This is a genomic window from Ensifer sp. ENS02 (genome assembly GCF_014851885.1).
Taxonomy (GTDB): Bacteria; Pseudomonadota; Alphaproteobacteria; order Rhizobiales; family Rhizobiaceae; genus Ensifer; species Ensifer adhaerens.
The window spans coordinates 343,661-360,082 of the sequence record NZ_JACVAO010000008.1 but is presented as its reverse complement, the minus strand read 5'-3'; the positions used below and the strand labels follow the sequence as shown (position 1 = coordinate 360,082).

Below are 16,422 nucleotides of genomic sequence, written 5' to 3'. Positions count from 1 at the left end.
AACGCAAGCGGGATAGGCGAAGTTGCGTGCATTTTTGAGCTCGGCCGTCGCCTCACTACATTGGGTCAGCCACAAGCGTTGATGGGCGACCGAAAGGAAACTTGGGCGGATGACGCAATTCCGGCAGGATGAAACGCCACAACCGAAGCCGTTTTCGAGAACTCTGGCGCTGAAGAGATGGCTGGCGCGCGCGGTGCTGGTCGCCGAGCAGGTCCTGCCGCGTATCCTTCTGCCCGGTGCGATCGCCCTTCTGTTTCTTGCCTTCGCCTGGCTCGGCTTCTTTCGCGCTGCACCTTTCTGGCTACATGCGGTCGCGCTCTTTGCCTTTGCGCTAACCTTCCTCGCCTCTCTCTTACCGCTCAGCCGGTTGCGGCTTCCCGGTAATGCCGATGCCGATCGCATGCTCGAAGAGCGCAATGCGCTGCCGCATCAGGCCATCCGCGTCCAGGACGATCGCCCCGCGACCGACACCCCTCTGGGCGAGGCGCTCTGGCGCGAACACCAGGCGCGCATGGCACGCATGATCGGCACCCTCGAGACTGGCCTGCCGCGGCCCGATATCGCCAGGCACGATCCCTTCGCGCTCAGGGCCGTGCCTGTGCTGCTCGCTTGCGTCGCCTTTGCCTATTCCTATTCCAACCGCGCCGGATTGCTGAGCGATGCGTTCCGGCTGCCGCAGACGTCGATCGAGGCTGCCAACATCCGCGTCGATGCCTGGGTGACGCCGCCGCCCTATACCGGGCGGGCGCCAATCTTCCTGACGGGCAAGCCGGAAGCCGCCGCTGCCGTGAATGAAGACGCCGCGGCGATCACCATCCCGCAGTTCAGCGACATCACCGTCCGGATCACCGGCGCCGGTGCGGACGCGCCAGTGCGCTACGCGGAAACCGGCGGGAGCAAACCGATCGCCATTCCGGTGGCCGGCGAAAAGGCCGAGGAGAAACAGAGCAAGCCGAAAGTGGACGATGCCGGCCCGAAGGTCGCCGAAATGGTTGCAACGGAGCCGGCGCGCAATCCGAATGCCGTGCGCAACCACGTCTACAAGGTCGTCAAGGATGGCGAACTTATCGTCGGCAGCCAGCGCTGGGCGTTCAAGATCACCCCGGACGGGGTGCCTCAGATCGCCTTTGACGGAATCCCCCATCCGACCATCAACGCGGCGCTCGAAATCACGTTTACGGCCAACGACGATTACGGCATCGCCCAGGCCTGGGCGGAGATCAAGCCGCTCGACGAACCGGCAGAAGGGGCCCGCGCGCTCTATCCGCTACCGGAATACCGGCTCGATCTGCCGCGCCGTAACGCGCGCGAGGCAAAGGGCACGACCAGCCGAAACCTCAGCGAGCATCCGCTCGCCGGCAAGCGGGTAGCGGTGACGCTCGTCGCCCGGGATGCTGCCGGACAGGAAGGTCGCAGCCCGCCGCACGACATGATCCTGCCTGCCCGCCAGTTCTCGCAGCCGCTCGCCGGCGCCGTCGCCGAACAGCGTCAGGTTTTCGCGCTCAATGCCAACGACCTGCCGCGCGCCATCGACCTCAACGACGCCGTCACCGCGCTTGCCGAGGACTGGATCCCGAACCTCACTCATTTCCTGCTGTTGAAATCGGCGCGCACCCGGATGGCGCTCGCCTATAACGACGACATGTTGCGCGATGCCGCCGGATACCTCTGGGAGATCGCGCTCGGCATCGAGGACGGCGACCTGTCGCTTGCCGAGCGCCGCCTGCGCGAAGCCCAGCAGGCGCTGTCGGACGCCTTGGAGCGCAACGCTTCGGACCAGGAAATCGCCAAGCTGATGCAGGAACTGCGCCAGGCGATGCAGGAATACATGCAGGCGCTCGCCGAGCAGGCGATGAAAAATCCACGCATGACCGGCAAGCTCGACCCGAACAACATCCTGCGCCAGCAGGACCTCGAGAAGATGATGAACCAGATCGAGAATCTGGCGCGCTCGGGCGCGCGCGATCAGGCACAGCAGATGCTCTCGGAACTGCAGCGCATGATGAACAACCTGCAGGCTGGCCGTAGCCAGCAGCAGATGGGCGAGCAGAACGACGCCATGCGCCAGCAGATGGACAAGCTCGGCAAGCTGATGCAGCAACAGCAGCAGTTGATGGACGAGACCTTCAAGTTCGACCAGGCCCTGCGTGACCGGATGCAGCGGGGCGACCCGCTGCAGGGCGAAGACAACGAGCTCTTCGGTCAGGAAATGCCGCAGGACCCAGGTCAGCAGGGCGATCCGAATGGTCAGCCCAACCCACTCGACAACATGACCGCCGAACAGCTCAAGGATGCACTAAAACAGCTGAAAGAGCAGCAGGACGCGCTCGGAAAACAGCTCGGTGAGCTGAACAAGGGCCTGGAAAGCATGGGCATCAAGCCCGGCAAGGGCTTCGGCGAAGCCAAGCGCGAAATGGACGGCGCTTCCGGCGCGCTCGGCAAGGGCCAGGGCGAACAAGCCGTCGGCAATCAGGGCCGCGCGCTACAGGCCCTGCGCCAAGGCGCCCAGGATATGATGAACCAGATGCAGGGCCAAGGTCAGGGCGGCCCTGGCATGGGTGTTCCGCAATACGGTCAAAACGGCCGCGATCCTTTGGGACGGCGGCAACAGAATCTCGGCCCGAACTTCGGCGACCAGGTCAAGGTTCCAGACGAGATCGATTCTCAGCGCGCCCGACAAATCCTTGACGAGATTCGCCGCAGGCTGGGCGACAGCCTGTCGCCGGAGCAGGAGCGCCAGTACCTCGAACGCCTGCTCGACATGCGCTGAGCCGGGCGTCCGGCTCAGCCCTTTGCCTCATCGCGGCAGAACATGACAACGGCTCCCGTCGCATCCAATCGATGCGCCGGGTCGCAGTCCTGTTGCTGTGGGCCGGCAGGTCTGGCCGTCAGGCGGCCAACGCCAGCGCGACTGCCTTGCGGATATCGGGAAGGGAGAAGGGCTTGGAGATGACGTCGACGATCTTGTCGGTGAGATCGTCAGCCCGCTCGCGCTGCTCGGCATAGCCGGTCATCAGCAGGATCTTCATGGCCGGAAAGGCCGCCGACGCCTGGTGCGTCAGCTCGATGCCGTCCATCACGGGCATACGGATATCGGAGAGCAGAAGGTCGAACGCCTCGGCCTCCAGGCAGGCAAGGCCATCGGCCCCATCGCCCGCTTCGACCGTCTCGTGGCCGTCGAGCCTCAGGGCCCGCGCAACGAAGGAACGCAATGCATCCTCGTCCTCGGTAATCAGGATCTTCGCCATCATGGCCTCCGCGTTCGCTTCCGAGTCCGGCGTTCACGCCGGCACCCGCACCTGATCCAAAAGTACAGCGGGCGTGGATCATCGGGAGACACACTGGCGCTGCAGCGCCGCCGATCCCCGTCGAGAATCACTGCGGCACGCACCAAAACAACCAGTTTTTCGTTTGTGTTCGGTAAACGCCGAACGACTGGATTTCAGGGCGCATGCCCCAAATCGAGACGTTTACTCGGCGTCGCCGGTGACAACACCGACAAAAGGCAGCTCGCGGAAGGCATAGGCGACGTCCATGCCGTAGCCGACGACGAAGTGATCGGGGCATTCGAAGCCGACATAATCCGCCTCGAGCTCGACCTTGCGCTTGACCCGCTTGTCGAGCAGCACGGCGATCGTGACGTTGCGGGCGCCGCGCTCGTACATCAGTTCCTTGGCGAAACGCAGCGTGCGGCCGGATTCGAGAATGTCGTCGATCAGCAGAACGTCGCGCCCATGCACGTCGCTGTCGATATCCTTGGTGATCTTGACGCCCTGCGAAACGGTGCCGGTGCCGTAGCTCGACAGCGTGATGAACTCGACTTCCGGTGCCAGACCGGCCGTATGCATCGAGCGTATCAGATCGGCCGCGAAGATGAACGATCCCTTGAGCACCGCGATCACCAGCAGATCCTTGTGCGGGCCGTTGACGATCATTCCGGCGAGCTCGCTGTTGCGGGCAGCGATGGTTTCGGCCGTATAGAGAGGTTCGATATTCTTACCGCGAACAACGGGCATCAAGGCTTCTCCAGCGTTTCATCCGGAAGACCTTAAGCCTTCCCTTTGGCGCCGCTTAGCACAATCAGCGGGCCGAAACACCGTTTTCGGCGAAGGAAACCGTCACATCCGGCATTTTTCCACCCGCATAGGGCAGTCTCGTCATGAAATGACGGCTCTCACCGGGCGCGACGGCAGCACCCTCGGGCATCACCCGTGTCGTCGTGACCTTGCGCCCGTTGGCGGCAATCTCCACCACGACGAGCGGCAATCGCTGCTCGATATCGGAGCGATTGTCGATCGAACCATAGACGGACAGCACACGCATGCCGCCGGAGTAATCGAGCCCACTCTTGATCCCCGATATCGTCAGCGGCTGGACGTCGGCCTGTCCATCGCCGGCAAAGCCGACGATCGCCAGGAAGGAAGCAAGCGCAACGCCCGCGACCATCCCGGCAAAGCGGCGTGCCGGCATGTCGCGCAGCCGCGTTTCGGCAAGACGCAACAATCGAGCGCCGAGCGACGGCTCCTGCTCCACGACCGTCAGCGTCGGCCGCCTGCGGCTGCCCGTTTGTGCATTGTCGTTGAAAACAGGATAGGGCGTGCGGCGCGACGAAGCGGATATCACCTCGAATTCCGCATCCACATAGTCGGCGCGCCTCGGCGCTGAAGCCCCGTCGCGTCCGCCGCGCTCGGGCGGCAGGAAATCTGTATCGGCGTTGTTGCTGGCGGATTTGGTCCGGAATGCCTGCATGATCATTTCCTCCTGTCCCGCAAGAGAACACGGCCGCAGGCGGCCAGTTTGTCTGCGAAACCCTCGGGCAATGCCAAGCCTCATGCGGTGCAAGAACTAGGCATTGCATCAAATCTTTCCGACACGTAAACCGGAATGGTTAATGTTTCGGAAAGACGTCGCGAAAGCGGCGCCTTTTCATGAAAAATTAACCGTCACTTAACCATGATTCCGCTGGCGGTTTTGCCTTTCTTGGCTGGTCGTCCTATGCGCGGAGGACCGGAACCGGCCGTCGGTTGCAGGGCCGTGAGAGAGACTGGGCTGCCGCTTGATTCACTTTGAGAACGTCGGACTGCGCTATGGCATGGGACCGGAAATCCTCCGGGACCTGACCTTCGACATTCCACGCCGTTCATTCCAGTTCCTGACGGGTCCGTCGGGCGCCGGCAAGACCACGTTGCTGCGGCTTCTTTTCCTCTCGCTGCAGCCGACACGCGGCCTGATCCGGATGTTCGACCGCAACATTTCGTCGATCCCGCGCGAAGAATTCCCGATGCTGCGCCGGCGCGTCGGCATCGTCTTCCAGGACTTTCGCCTGCTCGATCATCTCACCACCTACGAGAACGTCGCATTGCCGTTGCGCGTGCGCGGCAAGGAGGAGACGAGCTACCGTGCAGACGTGCTGGAGCTTTTGAAATGGGTGGGTCTCGGCGAGCGCATCAACGTGCTGCCACCGGTCCTTTCCGGCGGTGAAAAACAGCGCGCCGCCATCGCTCGGGCGCTGATCGACCGGCCGGAGATCCTGCTTGCCGACGAGCCGACCGGCAACGTCGATCCGCCGATGGCAAGGCGCCTGCTCAATCTTTTCCTCGAGCTCAACCGGCTCGGCACGGCGGTCGTGATCGCCACCCACGATCTGTCGCTGATGGACCAGGTGGAGGCGCGGCGCATGATCCTTTCGCAGGGGCGGCTCGACATCTATGAGTGACAGCCGCACCAAACACCAAAAGGATGTGCCCGAACAGGCACCGGAGGCACAACAGCGCCGGACGGAAATGCGCGTGCGCCCGACCGGCCCGATCGTGCCGTCGAGCAATGTGTCGGGCCATGCGCTGATGTGCGTCATCGCCATCATGTCGTTCCTCGCCTGCCTGACGCTCGGCGGCGTCAGCATGGTGCGAGCCACGGCCCAGAGCTGGCAGTCGCAGATCTCCCGCGAGATCACCATCCAGATCAAGCCCGACGACAATCTCGACATGGAAAAGGCGCTGGCGGATGCCCGCGACCTGGCGCTGACCTTCAGTGGCACGACGGACGGCAAGATCGTCGACCGGGCCGCCACCGCCCGCCTGCTCGAACCCTGGCTCGGCGAAGGCCTCGATCTTGACGAATTGCCCGTGCCGCGCCTCGTCATCATCACCATCGACGAAAGCAATCCGCCGGACTTTGCGGCCATGCGCAAGGCGCTGACAGAAATAATCCCGCAGGCTTTCCTCGACGACCACCGCACCTGGGTCGACCGGCTGGTCGCCATGGCCAACACCACGGCCATGATCGGCACCGGCGTGCTGACCCTGGTCTTTTCCGCCATGGTGCTGACAGTGGTCTTCGCAACGCGCGGCGCGCTGTCGGGCAATCGCCATATCGTCGAGGTGCTGCATTTCGTCGGTGCCGAAGCCGGCTTCGTCGCGTCGGAATTCCAGAAGCACTTCCTCAGGATCAGCCTCAAGGGCGCCGGCGCCGGCGGTCTGCTCGCAGCACTTTTCTTTGCGCTCGCGGGTTTCTGGCAGTCACGGACCTTGGCGACCCCCGAGACAGATCAGGCCACCGCCCTCTTCGGTACCTTCACCATCGGCTATGGTGGCTATCTCGGCATTGCCGCGATCATCGTCGTCATCGCCATCCTGACGACCGTTACGGCGCGGCTGACGGTTACCCGCACGATCTACGAAATCGACCTCATCCGTTCGGACCCCGGCCGTACCGACCTCTACCAAAGCTGAGCCGCCTGATGTTTCGCCGTCACTCGATCTATTCCTTGCCGCAATCTGCGGCTATGTGAAGAGAATCATGATGGCGCGAGAGCTACGCGGGAACGGAATGGCCGGAGGAGATAAATGGCACGGGCAAGCCGACGATCGCCGGCGGTCCCGCAGTCTCCTGCGCAAAATCCTCCGCCGAACCTTCTTCGTCCTGCTCCTGCCGCTGGCAATCCTGATCGCCGCCTTCCTGAACTTTGCCGACACGGTCGCCTCCCTGCAGCCGCCGGGTCATCCGAAGGCCGACGCGATCGTGGTCCTGACCGGCGGTTTCCAGCGCATCGACCAGGCGGTCGATCTTCTGAAGGGTGGCGCCGGCAAGCGCCTGCTGATCTCCGGGGTTCACCCGACGACCACAGGCAGCCAGATCCGCCGCAACACCCAGAGCTCGGCCGACCTTTTCAAGTGCTGCGTCGACATCGGCCATGAGGCGATCGATACCATCGGAAATGCCACGGAAGCGGCACAATGGATCCATGATCGCGGCTATGCGAGCGTGCTCGTCGTCACCAACAACTATCACATGCCGCGCAGCCTCCTGGAACTGCGCCGCGCCCGGCCGGAAACGGAGTTCATCCCCTACCCGGTCGTCAACTCCGATCTGAAGACCACAAACTGGCTGCGCAACCCGATGGTGCTGAAGTCGATCCTTCTGGAATTCGGCAAGTATACGGTGGCTTCGATACGCGACTTCGCCGGCGCCCGCCCGACCAGCGGCCTGCGCACCGACGCATCGCGCGCGACGCCCGCCGAAGAATAAGGGCCGGCAGGAACAGCCTTCGCCGCTGCAAAGTGAAACAGAGCAGTTTTCCTTCAGCACTTAATCGTGTAGGCAGCGATCAACCGGCTCAAAGACGCCGGTCCCCTTGAGACCTCGCCTACGAGAGCGTGCCTGATGATCGTCTTGCGTTCGATCCTTTTCAACATGGTGTTCTACGCCAATCTGATCGTGCAGATGATCGTGCTGACCCCGATCTACTTCCTGCTGCCGCGCAAGAAGGCGTGGTTCGTGCCGAAGAACTGGGTGCGCAGCAACCACTGGCTCATGGAAAAGATGGTCGGCACGACCTTCGAGATCGAAGGCTTGGAGAATATCCCCGAGGTTCCCTATATCTTCGCTCCCAAACACCAGTCCTTCTGGGATGCCTATGCGCTGCTCCCCTGGCTCAGCGATCCCTTTTATATCCTGAAGCGCGAGCTCACCTGGATCCCGCTCTTCGGCTGGTATGTGCTCAAGCAACGCATGGTTCCGGTAAATCGCGCGGCCCGCGGCAAGGCGATGACCGGCGTGATGGACCGCACCAAGCAGGAAATGGCAACCGGCCGCGAGCTCATCATCTACCCGGAAGGCACGCGTCGCCCGCCGGGCGCTCCGCCGGAATACAAATACGGCATCGCCCGCCTCTACCGCGACCTCAGCGTGCCGGTGGTGCCGGTCGCCATGCATCCCGGCCTCTTCTGGCCGCGCCGCAAGTTCCTGCGCTTTCCCGGCCACTTCAAGGTTCGCATCCTGCCGCCCATCGAGGCCGGCATGGACCCGGACGCTTTCCTGGCGAAGCTCGTCGAGGTAACCGAGAGGGCGAGCGACGAGTTGCTCGTCGAAACCGTGAAGGCCAATCCGCACCTGCCGCTGCCGCCGACCGCCGAGCAGCGGCTGAAGGAACTGAAGGCAGAAGGCCGGGCCTGAGCCTTCAGGCCCGGGCTGAACGCGGCGCCTGCCGCAGCAATCCGACCACCTCTTCCAGCCAGTGATCGCGGATGCCCATCTCCTTGAGATGGGCGAGCGTGTTGAACACGTATTCGCTGTTCGGCCCGGATTTTCCCGTCGAAACCGCGACGATTCCGGCCGCCTCCGTGGTGGTCAGCGAGCCCGCATACTGGACGTGGGCGCGGTCGATGACGTAGGCGAGCGCCGGGACGCGGCGGCCGTCGGCAAGCAGCACCGGCATGGTGCGTTCCTTGTAGACGTGGGTCACCAGTTCACGCTCGCGCAGATAGTCGACGACATCCGCCTGCTGTCCGCGCTGGACGCGAAACGCCGTCCCGATGCAGGAGCCGCCGCGGTCGAGCCCAAGCACCAGCCCCGGCCGCTGTTCGGTGCCGCGATGAACCCAGGAATGCACGCAGAGTGAGCGGCGAAAACCGAAGGCGCGTGCCGTGAGCTTCTCCTCGAAGGCAAAGCCCGGGTTCCACATCAGCGAGCCGTAGCCAAAGACCCAAAATTCGTCCATATCCACTGTCATTCAACCCGCGCTGCTGTTCTCACTGCCGAATCACGATCGGTCGCGTGGGGCGGTGAGCCATTTTCGGTTTCTACGGCACAGCATCCCGGCACGAAAGAGACAAGGTCGTCCTCCTGCGGCCGAAGGAAAGAATAGTTTTGCGGATCGATGGCGCCACCCGAAAGGCAGCCTCCATCCTGTTTTGAGTGAGGTACCCGCGCCCATGTCGGCCACCGCAGTCTCCAACCCATCGCCGGTCAGCCGGAAATTCCGCTGGCTCCTGGCAGGCATCGTGCTTGTCACCGGCGTTTATTCGGCCGGCTGGTTTCTCGCCGCCGACCAGATCGAGAAGCGGCTTGCGACCCGCCTCGCCGAAGGACAGGCGGCCGGCCTCGGCGGCGAATGCACCAACATGGACGTGCGCGGCTTCCCGTTCCGCATCGGCCTCTTCTGCGACAAGGTCCATCTGGACGACACCCGCAACGGCACCTCGGCCTCGTTCGGAGCGCTGAGGACCGCTGCCCAGGTCTACCAGCCGGGCCATGCGGTGATCGAGCTTGACGGCCCGGCCGAGATCCGGGCTTCCCCCGGCCTCAACATCTTCGCCGACTGGACGTTGCTGCATGCGAGCGTGCGCGCGACCCTGTCCGGCGTTGACCGCACGTCGCTGACCTACGACAACCTGACGGGCCGGTTGCGATTGCCGCTTGAAGGCGACGGATTTGGCTTTGGCGCCAGCCACGGCGAATTGCACCTGCGCCAGAACGGCGCGGATCTCGACGCCGCCTTGAGCGTCGACAAACTGGACGTTCGGCCCGAGGAAGGCCCGAGCCTCGCACCGCCGGCGACCGTCGCCGCCGACCTGACCTTCACCGACCGGGCCGGATGGATGACAACCCCGCCGACGCCTGAGATGTTTCGCGGCAGCAAGGGCGAGCTGAGACAGCTCACCCTCGACCTCGGCTCGGGCATGAACGCCAAGCTTTCCGGGCCGTTCTCGGTCAATGATCAGGGACTGATTTCTGGCGAGTTCTCGCTGACGATGACCAATATCGAGGCCTGGCGCGCCAACCTGGTCACCCTGATCCCGGATGATGCCAACCTCGTCGACAACACCGCCAACATGCTGAAGGCTCTCGCCAACGGCAAGAACGAGGCGACCGTGAAGCTCAACGTGCGCGACGGCACGGCGTTCCTCGCCTTCATCCCGATCGGCGTCCTGCCGACCCTCTAGGCTACGGTCATACGCCTCATAGGAAGGAAGACCGCTCCACGGTCTTCCTTGATCTGCTCAGGCTATTTCTGATCCATGGCATGGCGACCGAAGTCCGGCATCGCCGTGTCCTGGCCGGCCTGAATGATCGAGCGGCGAATGGCCCGGGTGCGGGTAAAGAGATCGAACAGCTTGTCGCCGTCGCCCCAGCGGATCGCCCGCTGGAGGTAGGCGAGATCTTCCGAAAACCGCGCCAGCATCTCCAGGATCGCATCCTTGTTATGCAGGCAGACGTCGCGCCACATGGTCGGGTCGGATGCCGCCAGACGCGTGAAGTCGCGGAAGCCCGAAGCCGAATATTTGATGACTTCGGATTCGGTAACGGTCTCGAGATCGTCAGCCGTGCCGACGATGTTGTAGGCGATGATGTGCGGCAGGTGCGAAACGATTGCCAGCACCTTGTCGTGGTGTTCGGCGTCCATCTCCTCGACCATCGAGCCGAGCGTTTCCCAGAAAAGCCGCAGCCGCGCCACCGCTTCCTCATCCGCGCCAGGGGGCGGCGTCAGGATGCACCAGCGGCCGCGGAAGAGGCCGACGAAGCCGGCATCCGGGCCGGAATGCTCGGTACCGGCGATCGGATGCCCCGGCACGAAATGCACGTTCTCGGGCAAGTGCGGCGCCATCTGTGCGATCACCGAACCCTTGGTCGAACCAACGTCGGTGACGATGGCGCCTGGCTTCAGATGCGCTGAGATCTCGGCGGCAACAGCGCCGGACGCGCCGACCGGCACCGAGACGATGACGAGATCCGCGTCGCGAACGGCGTCGGCGGCCGACAGCGTATAGCGATCGCCGAGCCCGAGTTCCTGCGTCCGCTTCAGCGTCGCCTCGCTGCGCGTGGAGACGACGAGCGTGCCGGCAAGCTGCTTCTCGCGGATTTCGCGCGCGATCGACGAGCCGATCAGACCAATGCCGATGAGGGCGATCGTTTCAAACTGCTGAGCCATTATCTCCGTCCCATGAATTCGGTCAGCGCCGCGATGACGCCCTCGTTGGCTTCCGCGGAGCCGATGGTCATGCGCAAGGCATTCCGGAAGCCGTAGCTGCGGACTGCCCTGAGGATATAGCCGCGGCGGGTCAGGAACTCATCGGCCTCCTCCGCCCGCTTGCCGGCCTCGTCGGGGAAATGGATCAGCACGAAATTCGTGACCGACGGCGTGATGCGGAGCCCGATCGCCTCGAGCGCTTCGGCAACGCGGGCAAGCCAGGTGAGATTGTGATCGACCGCCGTTGCGACGAAAGCCTGATCGCGGATCGCCGCCGCACCCGCCGCAATGGAAGGCGCACTGAGATTGAACGGCCCGCGGACACGGTCGACCGCGTCGATCACTTCCGGCGGCGCATACATCCAGCCGATGCGCAGGCCGGCAAGACCATAGATCTTCGAGAAGGTGCGGGTCATTACCACGTTGCGGCTGGCCGAGACGAGCTCAAGACCGGCGGCATAGTCGTTGCGGCGCACATATTCGGCATAGGCGGCGTCGAGCACCAGGAGCACGCCCTCGGGCAGGCCCGCATGCAGCCGGCGGACTTCGTCGACCGGGATATAGGTGCCGGTCGGATTGGCGGGATTGGCGAGAAAGACCATCTTGGTCCGCTCGGTGACCGCGGAAAGGATGGCGTCCACATCGACGCGCGCATCCTTTTCCTCGACGGTTACGGGCGTCGCACCGGCCGCCAGGATCTGGATCTTGTAGACCAGGAAACCGTGCTCGGTGATAATGCCTTCGTCGCCGGGGCCGAGATAGGTGTGGCACAGCAGCCCGAGCAGTTCGTCCGAGCCGTTGCCGCACATGATGTTTGCCGGATTGAGCCCGTGAACGGCCCCGATTGCCTCCCGCAGCGCCCGCGCCTGGCCGTCCGGATAGCGCTCCAGATTGAAGGCCATCGCCTGGAAGGCTTCTATCGCCTTCGGGCTGGCACCGAGCGGCGTTTCGTTCGACGAGAGCTTATGCACCTTGGCGACACCCGGCGCATGCTCCTTGCCCGGCACATAGGCGGCAATGTCAAGGATGCCGGGACGCGGCTCAGGGCTCTTCGAAGCAAGGCTCATCGGGTCAGCTTTCTATGGCCATCAAGGTGCCACAGCGACCTTTGTCGCGCCTTGGGAGGCGCGGGGCGCTATAGGCAGGAAAAGAGGTCAAGCCATTACCGGCGCAAGCGGCTTTTGTCGAGGGTCCGCCGCCTGTACGCAGCGCCTTATCGGGTGAGGCGTGGCCGTTCGCGTGTGCTCGGCACGCCCTGCGGCGCCAACACCGGCACGAAGACACGGCGGGACGCACGCGCTGCGACCGGTAGCCCCTGGTAAAGCCGCTTCTGCGCCTCGACGACGATGACGCCTGAGAACACTGGCCAGAGCCAGCGGCCGAGCCGCTCAAAGCCTCGGCGCAGCCGCAGGATCGCCCGGAGCTTCGACGGCGGGAAGAACAGCGCGTCGGCCGTAGCCCCCGGCGTGAAGTTGGTCTCGCGCAACAGCGCCGTCAGCTGCCCGCGCGAATAGGGTCGGCCGGAGCCGAAGGGCGTATGCTCCATGCGTGCCCAGACGCCGCGTCGATTGGGCACGACGATCACGAGCCGGCCGCCCGGCGCCAGCACCCGCCAGATCTCCTTCATCGTCTCGCGCGGACTTTCGGCAAATTCCAGCGAATGCACCATCAGCACCCGGTCGATCGATGCGTCCGGCAGCGGCAATTCCTCGTCGAACACCAGCGCCGTCGAGGAAAGCTCGGCAACCGGCCAGTTCACCGCGCCCTGGCCCGCAGGCATGAAGGCGAAGGTGCGCTCCGTGTCCTTGCGGAACCGCTCGAGATAGGGAACGGCATAGCCGAGGCCGACCAGCCGCTCGTCCGGCAGCCGCGCCCAGACGGACGAAAGCGCCATGGTGACGGATTGCTCCGCCATCCGGCCAAGCTCGGAGTGATAGAATTCGCGAAGGTCGACAATATCGGTATGCATTCGCAACATGTTAGCTTCGAAGCGGTAGACTTCAAGGTAAGGCTCGCTACATTCGGCAGCATCTCCCCTCTCCTGACCGGAGGACCTGCCATGGCCGCGCTCGAACTCGATCTTTTCCTCTGCCGCACCGACAATTTCGGCGTGCTGATCCACGACCCCGAAAGCGGCCTGACCGCCTCGATCGACGCGCCCGAGGAGGCGCCAATCCTAGAGGCGCTGGAACGCCGCGGCTGGACGCTCAGCCATATTCTCACGACGCACCATCATGGCGACCACGTCGCGGCCAATGACGCGTTGAAAGCCCGCTTCGGCGCCATCATCATCGGTCCGTTCAACGAGGCCGCGAAAATTCCGGGCCTCGACAAGACGGTGCGTCATGGCGAACGCTTCGAGTTTGCGGGCCGCAACGTCGAGGTGATCGAAACACCCGGCCATACCGCCGGCCATATCTGCTTCCATTTTCCACAGGACAAGCTGCTCTTTGCCGCCGACACGCTTTTTGCGCTCGGCTGCGGCCGTCTGTTCGAGGGGACGCCGGCGACCATGTGGCAGTCTCTCAGCCGGCTGATGGCCTTGCCGGACGACACGACCGTCTATTTCGGCCACGAATACACGCTCTCCAATGCCCGCTTCGCGGTCACCGTCGATCCCGACAATGCCGAACTCAAGGCACGCGCTGCCGAGATCGAGGAAATCCGCTGCGACGGCGGCTTCACCGCGCCGACGACAATCGGCCTGGAGAAGCGTACGAACCCGTTCCTGCGCGCCGCCGATCCCGGCATTCGCGCCCATCTCGGCCTGCGAGATGCCGACGATGCCGCGGTCTTTGCGGAAATCCGCAAGCGGAAGGATAACTTCTGATGGCTGAAGCACAGACGGCGGAAGAGGTCATCGAGGCGCTCGCCCTCACACGCCATCCGGAGGGCGGCTGGTACATCGAGACCTTCCGTGACACGGCCGGCGGCCCGCGGGGCCATTCGACGGCGATCTATTATCTGCTTGAGCGTGGCGACCGTTCGCACTGGCACCGGGTCCGCGACGCCGTCGAGATCTGGCACTACCACGCCGGCGCGCCGCTCGAACTCAGCATTGCCGAGGACGGGAAGCCCGCCGAGACGTTGCGGCTTGGGCCCGACATCCGGGACGGTGAGCGGCCGCAGGGCGTGGTACCGGCCAACTGGTGGCAGTCGGCTGCCTCGCTCGGCGATTGGACGCTGGTCGGCTGCACGGTCGCGCCGGCCTTCGATTTTGCCGCCTTCGAGATGGCAACCCCCGACTGGCAGCCGCCGACCCGATAGCGATCTTTCGGACTACTCCGCCGGCTGGGTGGCTGCGGCATCCTTGCGCAAAATCAGATCCTGGGCGGCGAGCACCGCCCCGCCGGTGACGAACAGGCAGGCAAGCGCTATGCGCCAGGATGGCTCTGCAAAGCCGAAGAGGATCAGGATCAGCGTCGAGAGCACCGGTGCTGCATAGCTCGAAACGCCGAGAAGCTGGATGTCGCCGTTCTTCACCCCGAAGTCCCAGGCATAGAAGGCCGCCCCCACCGGCAAGAGGCCGAGGCCCGCGACCGCCAGCCACTCGAAGGTCGTCGCCGGCCAGACCGTCGTTTCGAGCGCGAGATGGCAGACGAAGGACAGGATCGAGGTGGCAAGGCAGAAGCCGGTGACCACATCGGTCGAAACCGCCTCGAAGCGGCGTGTGATCAGCGAATAACCCGACCAGGTAAAGGCGCAGAGGAAGGCCGCGCCATAGCCGATGAGATAGGCATCGTCGAAGGCGACGCCGTTGCGCGCGACGATCAGGATCGTGCCGACGAGGCCCGCAAGCGCGCCGGCGATGTGATACCAGCGCAGCCGCTCCCCCGGCAGCAGTGCCGAACCGACAACGATCAAGAGCGGCCAGAGATAGGCGATCAGCCCGGCCTCCACCGCCGGCGCATTGCGCAGCGCCGTGAAGTAGAGGAAGTGATAGCCGAAGAGGCCGGCAATGCCCGTAATCCAGACCTTCGCCGGCTGCTTGAGCAACGCCAGGCGCTCCGGTTTTGCCACAAGCACCGCAAGGCCGGGCAGGCTGCCGATCAGGAAACAGATTGCCGAAAGCTGGAACGGCGGCATCTTGCCCGATGCCGCCGTGAACAGCGCGAGCAGCGACCACATCAGGATGGCCGAAAAACCGATCAGAGTTGCCTTGAGTTTCATAGTCGTCCCCGGGCGCGATTTCTCTCAACGGAAACCTGCGCCGTCAAAATCACGGTGCTTGCTGGTATTTAACCTTTTAGTTGCACGCGATCGCGCGTCAACCACCAAATCGCGTCGCCGAGACCGTGACCGGCCCGAGCTTGGTGGGGATGCGGACATAGACGGGGGCATAGACATTCATGGTCTCAGCCTTGGCGAACCAGATTTCCATCGTCTGCAGTCGCCGCAGATATTCGACGTCCTCGCGGCCCTTCTTGTAGCCGGCCTTCGGCACGAAGCGGATGCCGCAGACGATCACCTCGCCTTCGAAGCCTTTCGTCTTGAAAGGCCTGGTGCCCTTCGGCGAAAGCTTGATGTCGAGCCGCGACTCGCCGTCGAAAATCGGCAGGGTGTTGGGGCAGACGCGCGCTTGCGCCGGAATGATCAGCCCCGAAAGCGGGTCGAGAACGTTGCGCATGTCGCGCGAGGTGACCGGCACCCAGTTCTTCGGCAAAGGCGTGCGCTTCGGCGTCATGCTCGCATGCACAACATTGCCGTTGCGGTAGGTAACGCTGATCGCCCGGCTCTTCGAGCCACTGCGATAGGACATCGAATATTGCGACGCGCGCAGGTAATCCTTGTCGACAACGCCGGAAACCTGTGTCTGGCCCGACGTGCGGCTGAGGATATCGAGCAGGCCCGCCGATTTCAGCGTCCCCGATATCGTGTAGCGATTCTTCTGAACCTCGGTGTGGAATGAGGCGCGCGCCACCGGCAGACCGGACAGCGAGATGCTGTAATCCGTCAGATGCTCGGCATCGGCGGCCGATGATGCTGTGGAAAACAAGACCGCCGAAAGCAGCATTGCCCCGCGAAAGCCATTTCGCAACTTCATGCCTTTAGGAATCCATCACTTGAACATCGCCGCAATACCCTGAAATGCAGGGTGTTTACGGCTTTTCTGCGCCATTTCGCTATCGCCGGCTACGCGGTCGGTCCAATCACGGAACCAAACCGTCGTGTGT

General features: G+C 63.7%; 17 protein-coding genes. 8 read left to right on the top strand and 9 right to left on the bottom strand.

The genetic code is table 11. The annotated features are described in order from the left end of the window. Positions 1 to 109 precede the first annotated feature (109 nt). The gene (locus tag IB262_RS19255; protein ID WP_112977365.1) at positions 110 to 2,770 is read left to right on the top strand and encodes a TIGR02302 family protein; all 2,661 of its coding nucleotides are present in this window, start codon (positions 110 to 112) and stop codon (positions 2,768 to 2,770) included. A gap of 118 nt (positions 2,771 to 2,888) precedes the next feature. Here the strand turns inward: IB262_RS19255 and IB262_RS19250 are convergent, their stop codons facing one another. From IB262_RS19250 to IB262_RS19240, 3 genes are all read right to left on the bottom strand, one after another. Then, the gene (locus tag IB262_RS19250) at positions 2,889 to 3,248 is read right to left on the bottom strand and encodes a response regulator (RefSeq protein WP_034806737.1); all 360 of its coding nucleotides are present in this window, start codon (positions 3,246 to 3,248) and stop codon (positions 2,889 to 2,891) included. Positions 3,249 to 3,470: 222 nt separating this feature from the next. Next, positions 3,471 to 4,016 (bottom strand): hypoxanthine phosphoribosyltransferase, encoded by a 546-nt coding sequence (gene hpt / locus IB262_RS19245; protein WP_034806612.1) that lies wholly within the window; start codon positions 4,014 to 4,016, stop codon positions 3,471 to 3,473. Between the two features lie 64 nt (positions 4,017 to 4,080). Next, complete coding sequence (locus IB262_RS19240) at positions 4,081 to 4,749, bottom strand: hypothetical protein (RefSeq protein ID WP_060518649.1); 669 nt, start codon at positions 4,747 to 4,749, stop codon at positions 4,081 to 4,083. Positions 4,750 to 5,056: 307 nt separating this feature from the next. Between IB262_RS19240 and ftsE the strand changes: the two genes are divergently transcribed. The 4 genes from ftsE (at position 5,057) to IB262_RS19220 (ending at position 8,454) form a co-directional block, all read left to right on the top strand. Beyond that, the gene (gene ftsE / locus IB262_RS19235; RefSeq protein WP_034806610.1) at positions 5,057 to 5,716 is read left to right on the top strand and encodes a cell division ATP-binding protein FtsE; all 660 of its coding nucleotides are present in this window, start codon (positions 5,057 to 5,059) and stop codon (positions 5,714 to 5,716) included. Continuing rightward, complete coding sequence (locus IB262_RS19230) at positions 5,709 to 6,731, top strand: ABC transporter permease (RefSeq protein WP_034806606.1); 1,023 nt, start codon at positions 5,709 to 5,711, stop codon at positions 6,729 to 6,731. Before ftsE ends, IB262_RS19230 begins: the two co-directional genes overlap by 8 nt. 97 nt (positions 6,732 to 6,828) lie before the next feature. Then, positions 6,829 to 7,527, top strand: a complete 699-nt coding sequence (locus IB262_RS19225) for a YdcF family protein (RefSeq protein WP_060581207.1) — start codon at positions 6,829 to 6,831, stop codon at positions 7,525 to 7,527. A gap of 135 nt (positions 7,528 to 7,662) precedes the next feature. Then, positions 7,663 to 8,454: a 1-acyl-sn-glycerol-3-phosphate acyltransferase gene (locus tag IB262_RS19220; RefSeq protein ID WP_060605800.1), complete on the top strand. Its 792-nt coding sequence runs from the start codon at positions 7,663 to 7,665 to the stop codon at positions 8,452 to 8,454. A 4-nt stretch (positions 8,455 to 8,458) separates the two neighbouring features. Here the strand turns inward: IB262_RS19220 and IB262_RS19215 are convergent, their stop codons facing one another. Beyond that, positions 8,459 to 9,010, bottom strand: a complete 552-nt coding sequence (locus IB262_RS19215) for a gamma-glutamylcyclotransferase (protein WP_060518502.1) — start codon at positions 9,008 to 9,010, stop codon at positions 8,459 to 8,461. Between the two features lie 202 nt (positions 9,011 to 9,212). Between IB262_RS19215 and IB262_RS19210 the strand changes: the two genes are divergently transcribed. After that, a complete protein-coding gene (locus IB262_RS19210) occupies positions 9,213 to 10,223 on the top strand; it encodes a DUF2125 domain-containing protein (RefSeq protein WP_034806594.1) in 1,011 nt (336 codons plus the stop codon). Positions 10,224 to 10,285: 62 nt separating this feature from the next. Here IB262_RS19210 and IB262_RS19205 read toward each other — a convergent pair whose 3' ends face one another. The 3 genes from IB262_RS19205 to IB262_RS19195 all read right to left on the bottom strand — a co-directional run bounded on the left by IB262_RS19205 (position 10,286) and on the right by IB262_RS19195 (position 13,226). Next, entirely contained in the window at positions 10,286 to 11,209 is a 924-nt protein-coding gene (locus IB262_RS19205) for a prephenate/arogenate dehydrogenase family protein (protein ID WP_034806590.1), read from the bottom strand. Further along, positions 11,209 to 12,315, bottom strand: coding sequence for a histidinol-phosphate transaminase (gene hisC / locus IB262_RS19200; protein WP_112977366.1), 1,107 nt, complete (start codon positions 12,313 to 12,315; stop codon positions 11,209 to 11,211). The genes IB262_RS19205 and hisC overlap by 1 nt, the downstream gene beginning before the upstream one ends. A 146-nt stretch (positions 12,316 to 12,461) precedes the next feature. After that, entirely contained in the window at positions 12,462 to 13,226 is a 765-nt protein-coding gene (locus IB262_RS19195; protein WP_089044490.1) for a class I SAM-dependent methyltransferase, read from the bottom strand. Between the two features lie 81 nt (positions 13,227 to 13,307). Between IB262_RS19195 and gloB the strand changes: the two genes are divergently transcribed. Both gloB and IB262_RS19185 read left to right on the top strand, forming a co-directional pair. Continuing rightward, positions 13,308 to 14,078: a hydroxyacylglutathione hydrolase gene (gloB, locus tag IB262_RS19190; protein WP_112771830.1), complete on the top strand. Its 771-nt coding sequence runs from the start codon at positions 13,308 to 13,310 to the stop codon at positions 14,076 to 14,078. After that, positions 14,078 to 14,515: a cupin domain-containing protein gene (locus tag IB262_RS19185; RefSeq protein ID WP_112977367.1), complete on the top strand. Its 438-nt coding sequence runs from the start codon at positions 14,078 to 14,080 to the stop codon at positions 14,513 to 14,515. Before gloB ends, IB262_RS19185 begins: the two co-directional genes overlap by 1 nt. A gap of 12 nt (positions 14,516 to 14,527) precedes the next feature. Here the strand turns inward: IB262_RS19185 and IB262_RS19180 are convergent, their stop codons facing one another. Further along, positions 14,528 to 15,418: an EamA family transporter gene (locus tag IB262_RS19180; protein ID WP_089044491.1), complete on the bottom strand. Its 891-nt coding sequence runs from the start codon at positions 15,416 to 15,418 to the stop codon at positions 14,528 to 14,530. 97 nt (positions 15,419 to 15,515) lie between these two features. Continuing rightward, positions 15,516 to 16,292 carry a DUF3108 domain-containing protein gene (locus IB262_RS19175; RefSeq protein WP_034806574.1) on the bottom strand — a complete coding sequence of 259 codons (777 nt, stop codon included), beginning with the start codon at positions 16,290 to 16,292 and terminating at the stop codon, positions 15,516 to 15,518. Positions 16,293 to 16,422 lie beyond the last annotated feature (130 nt).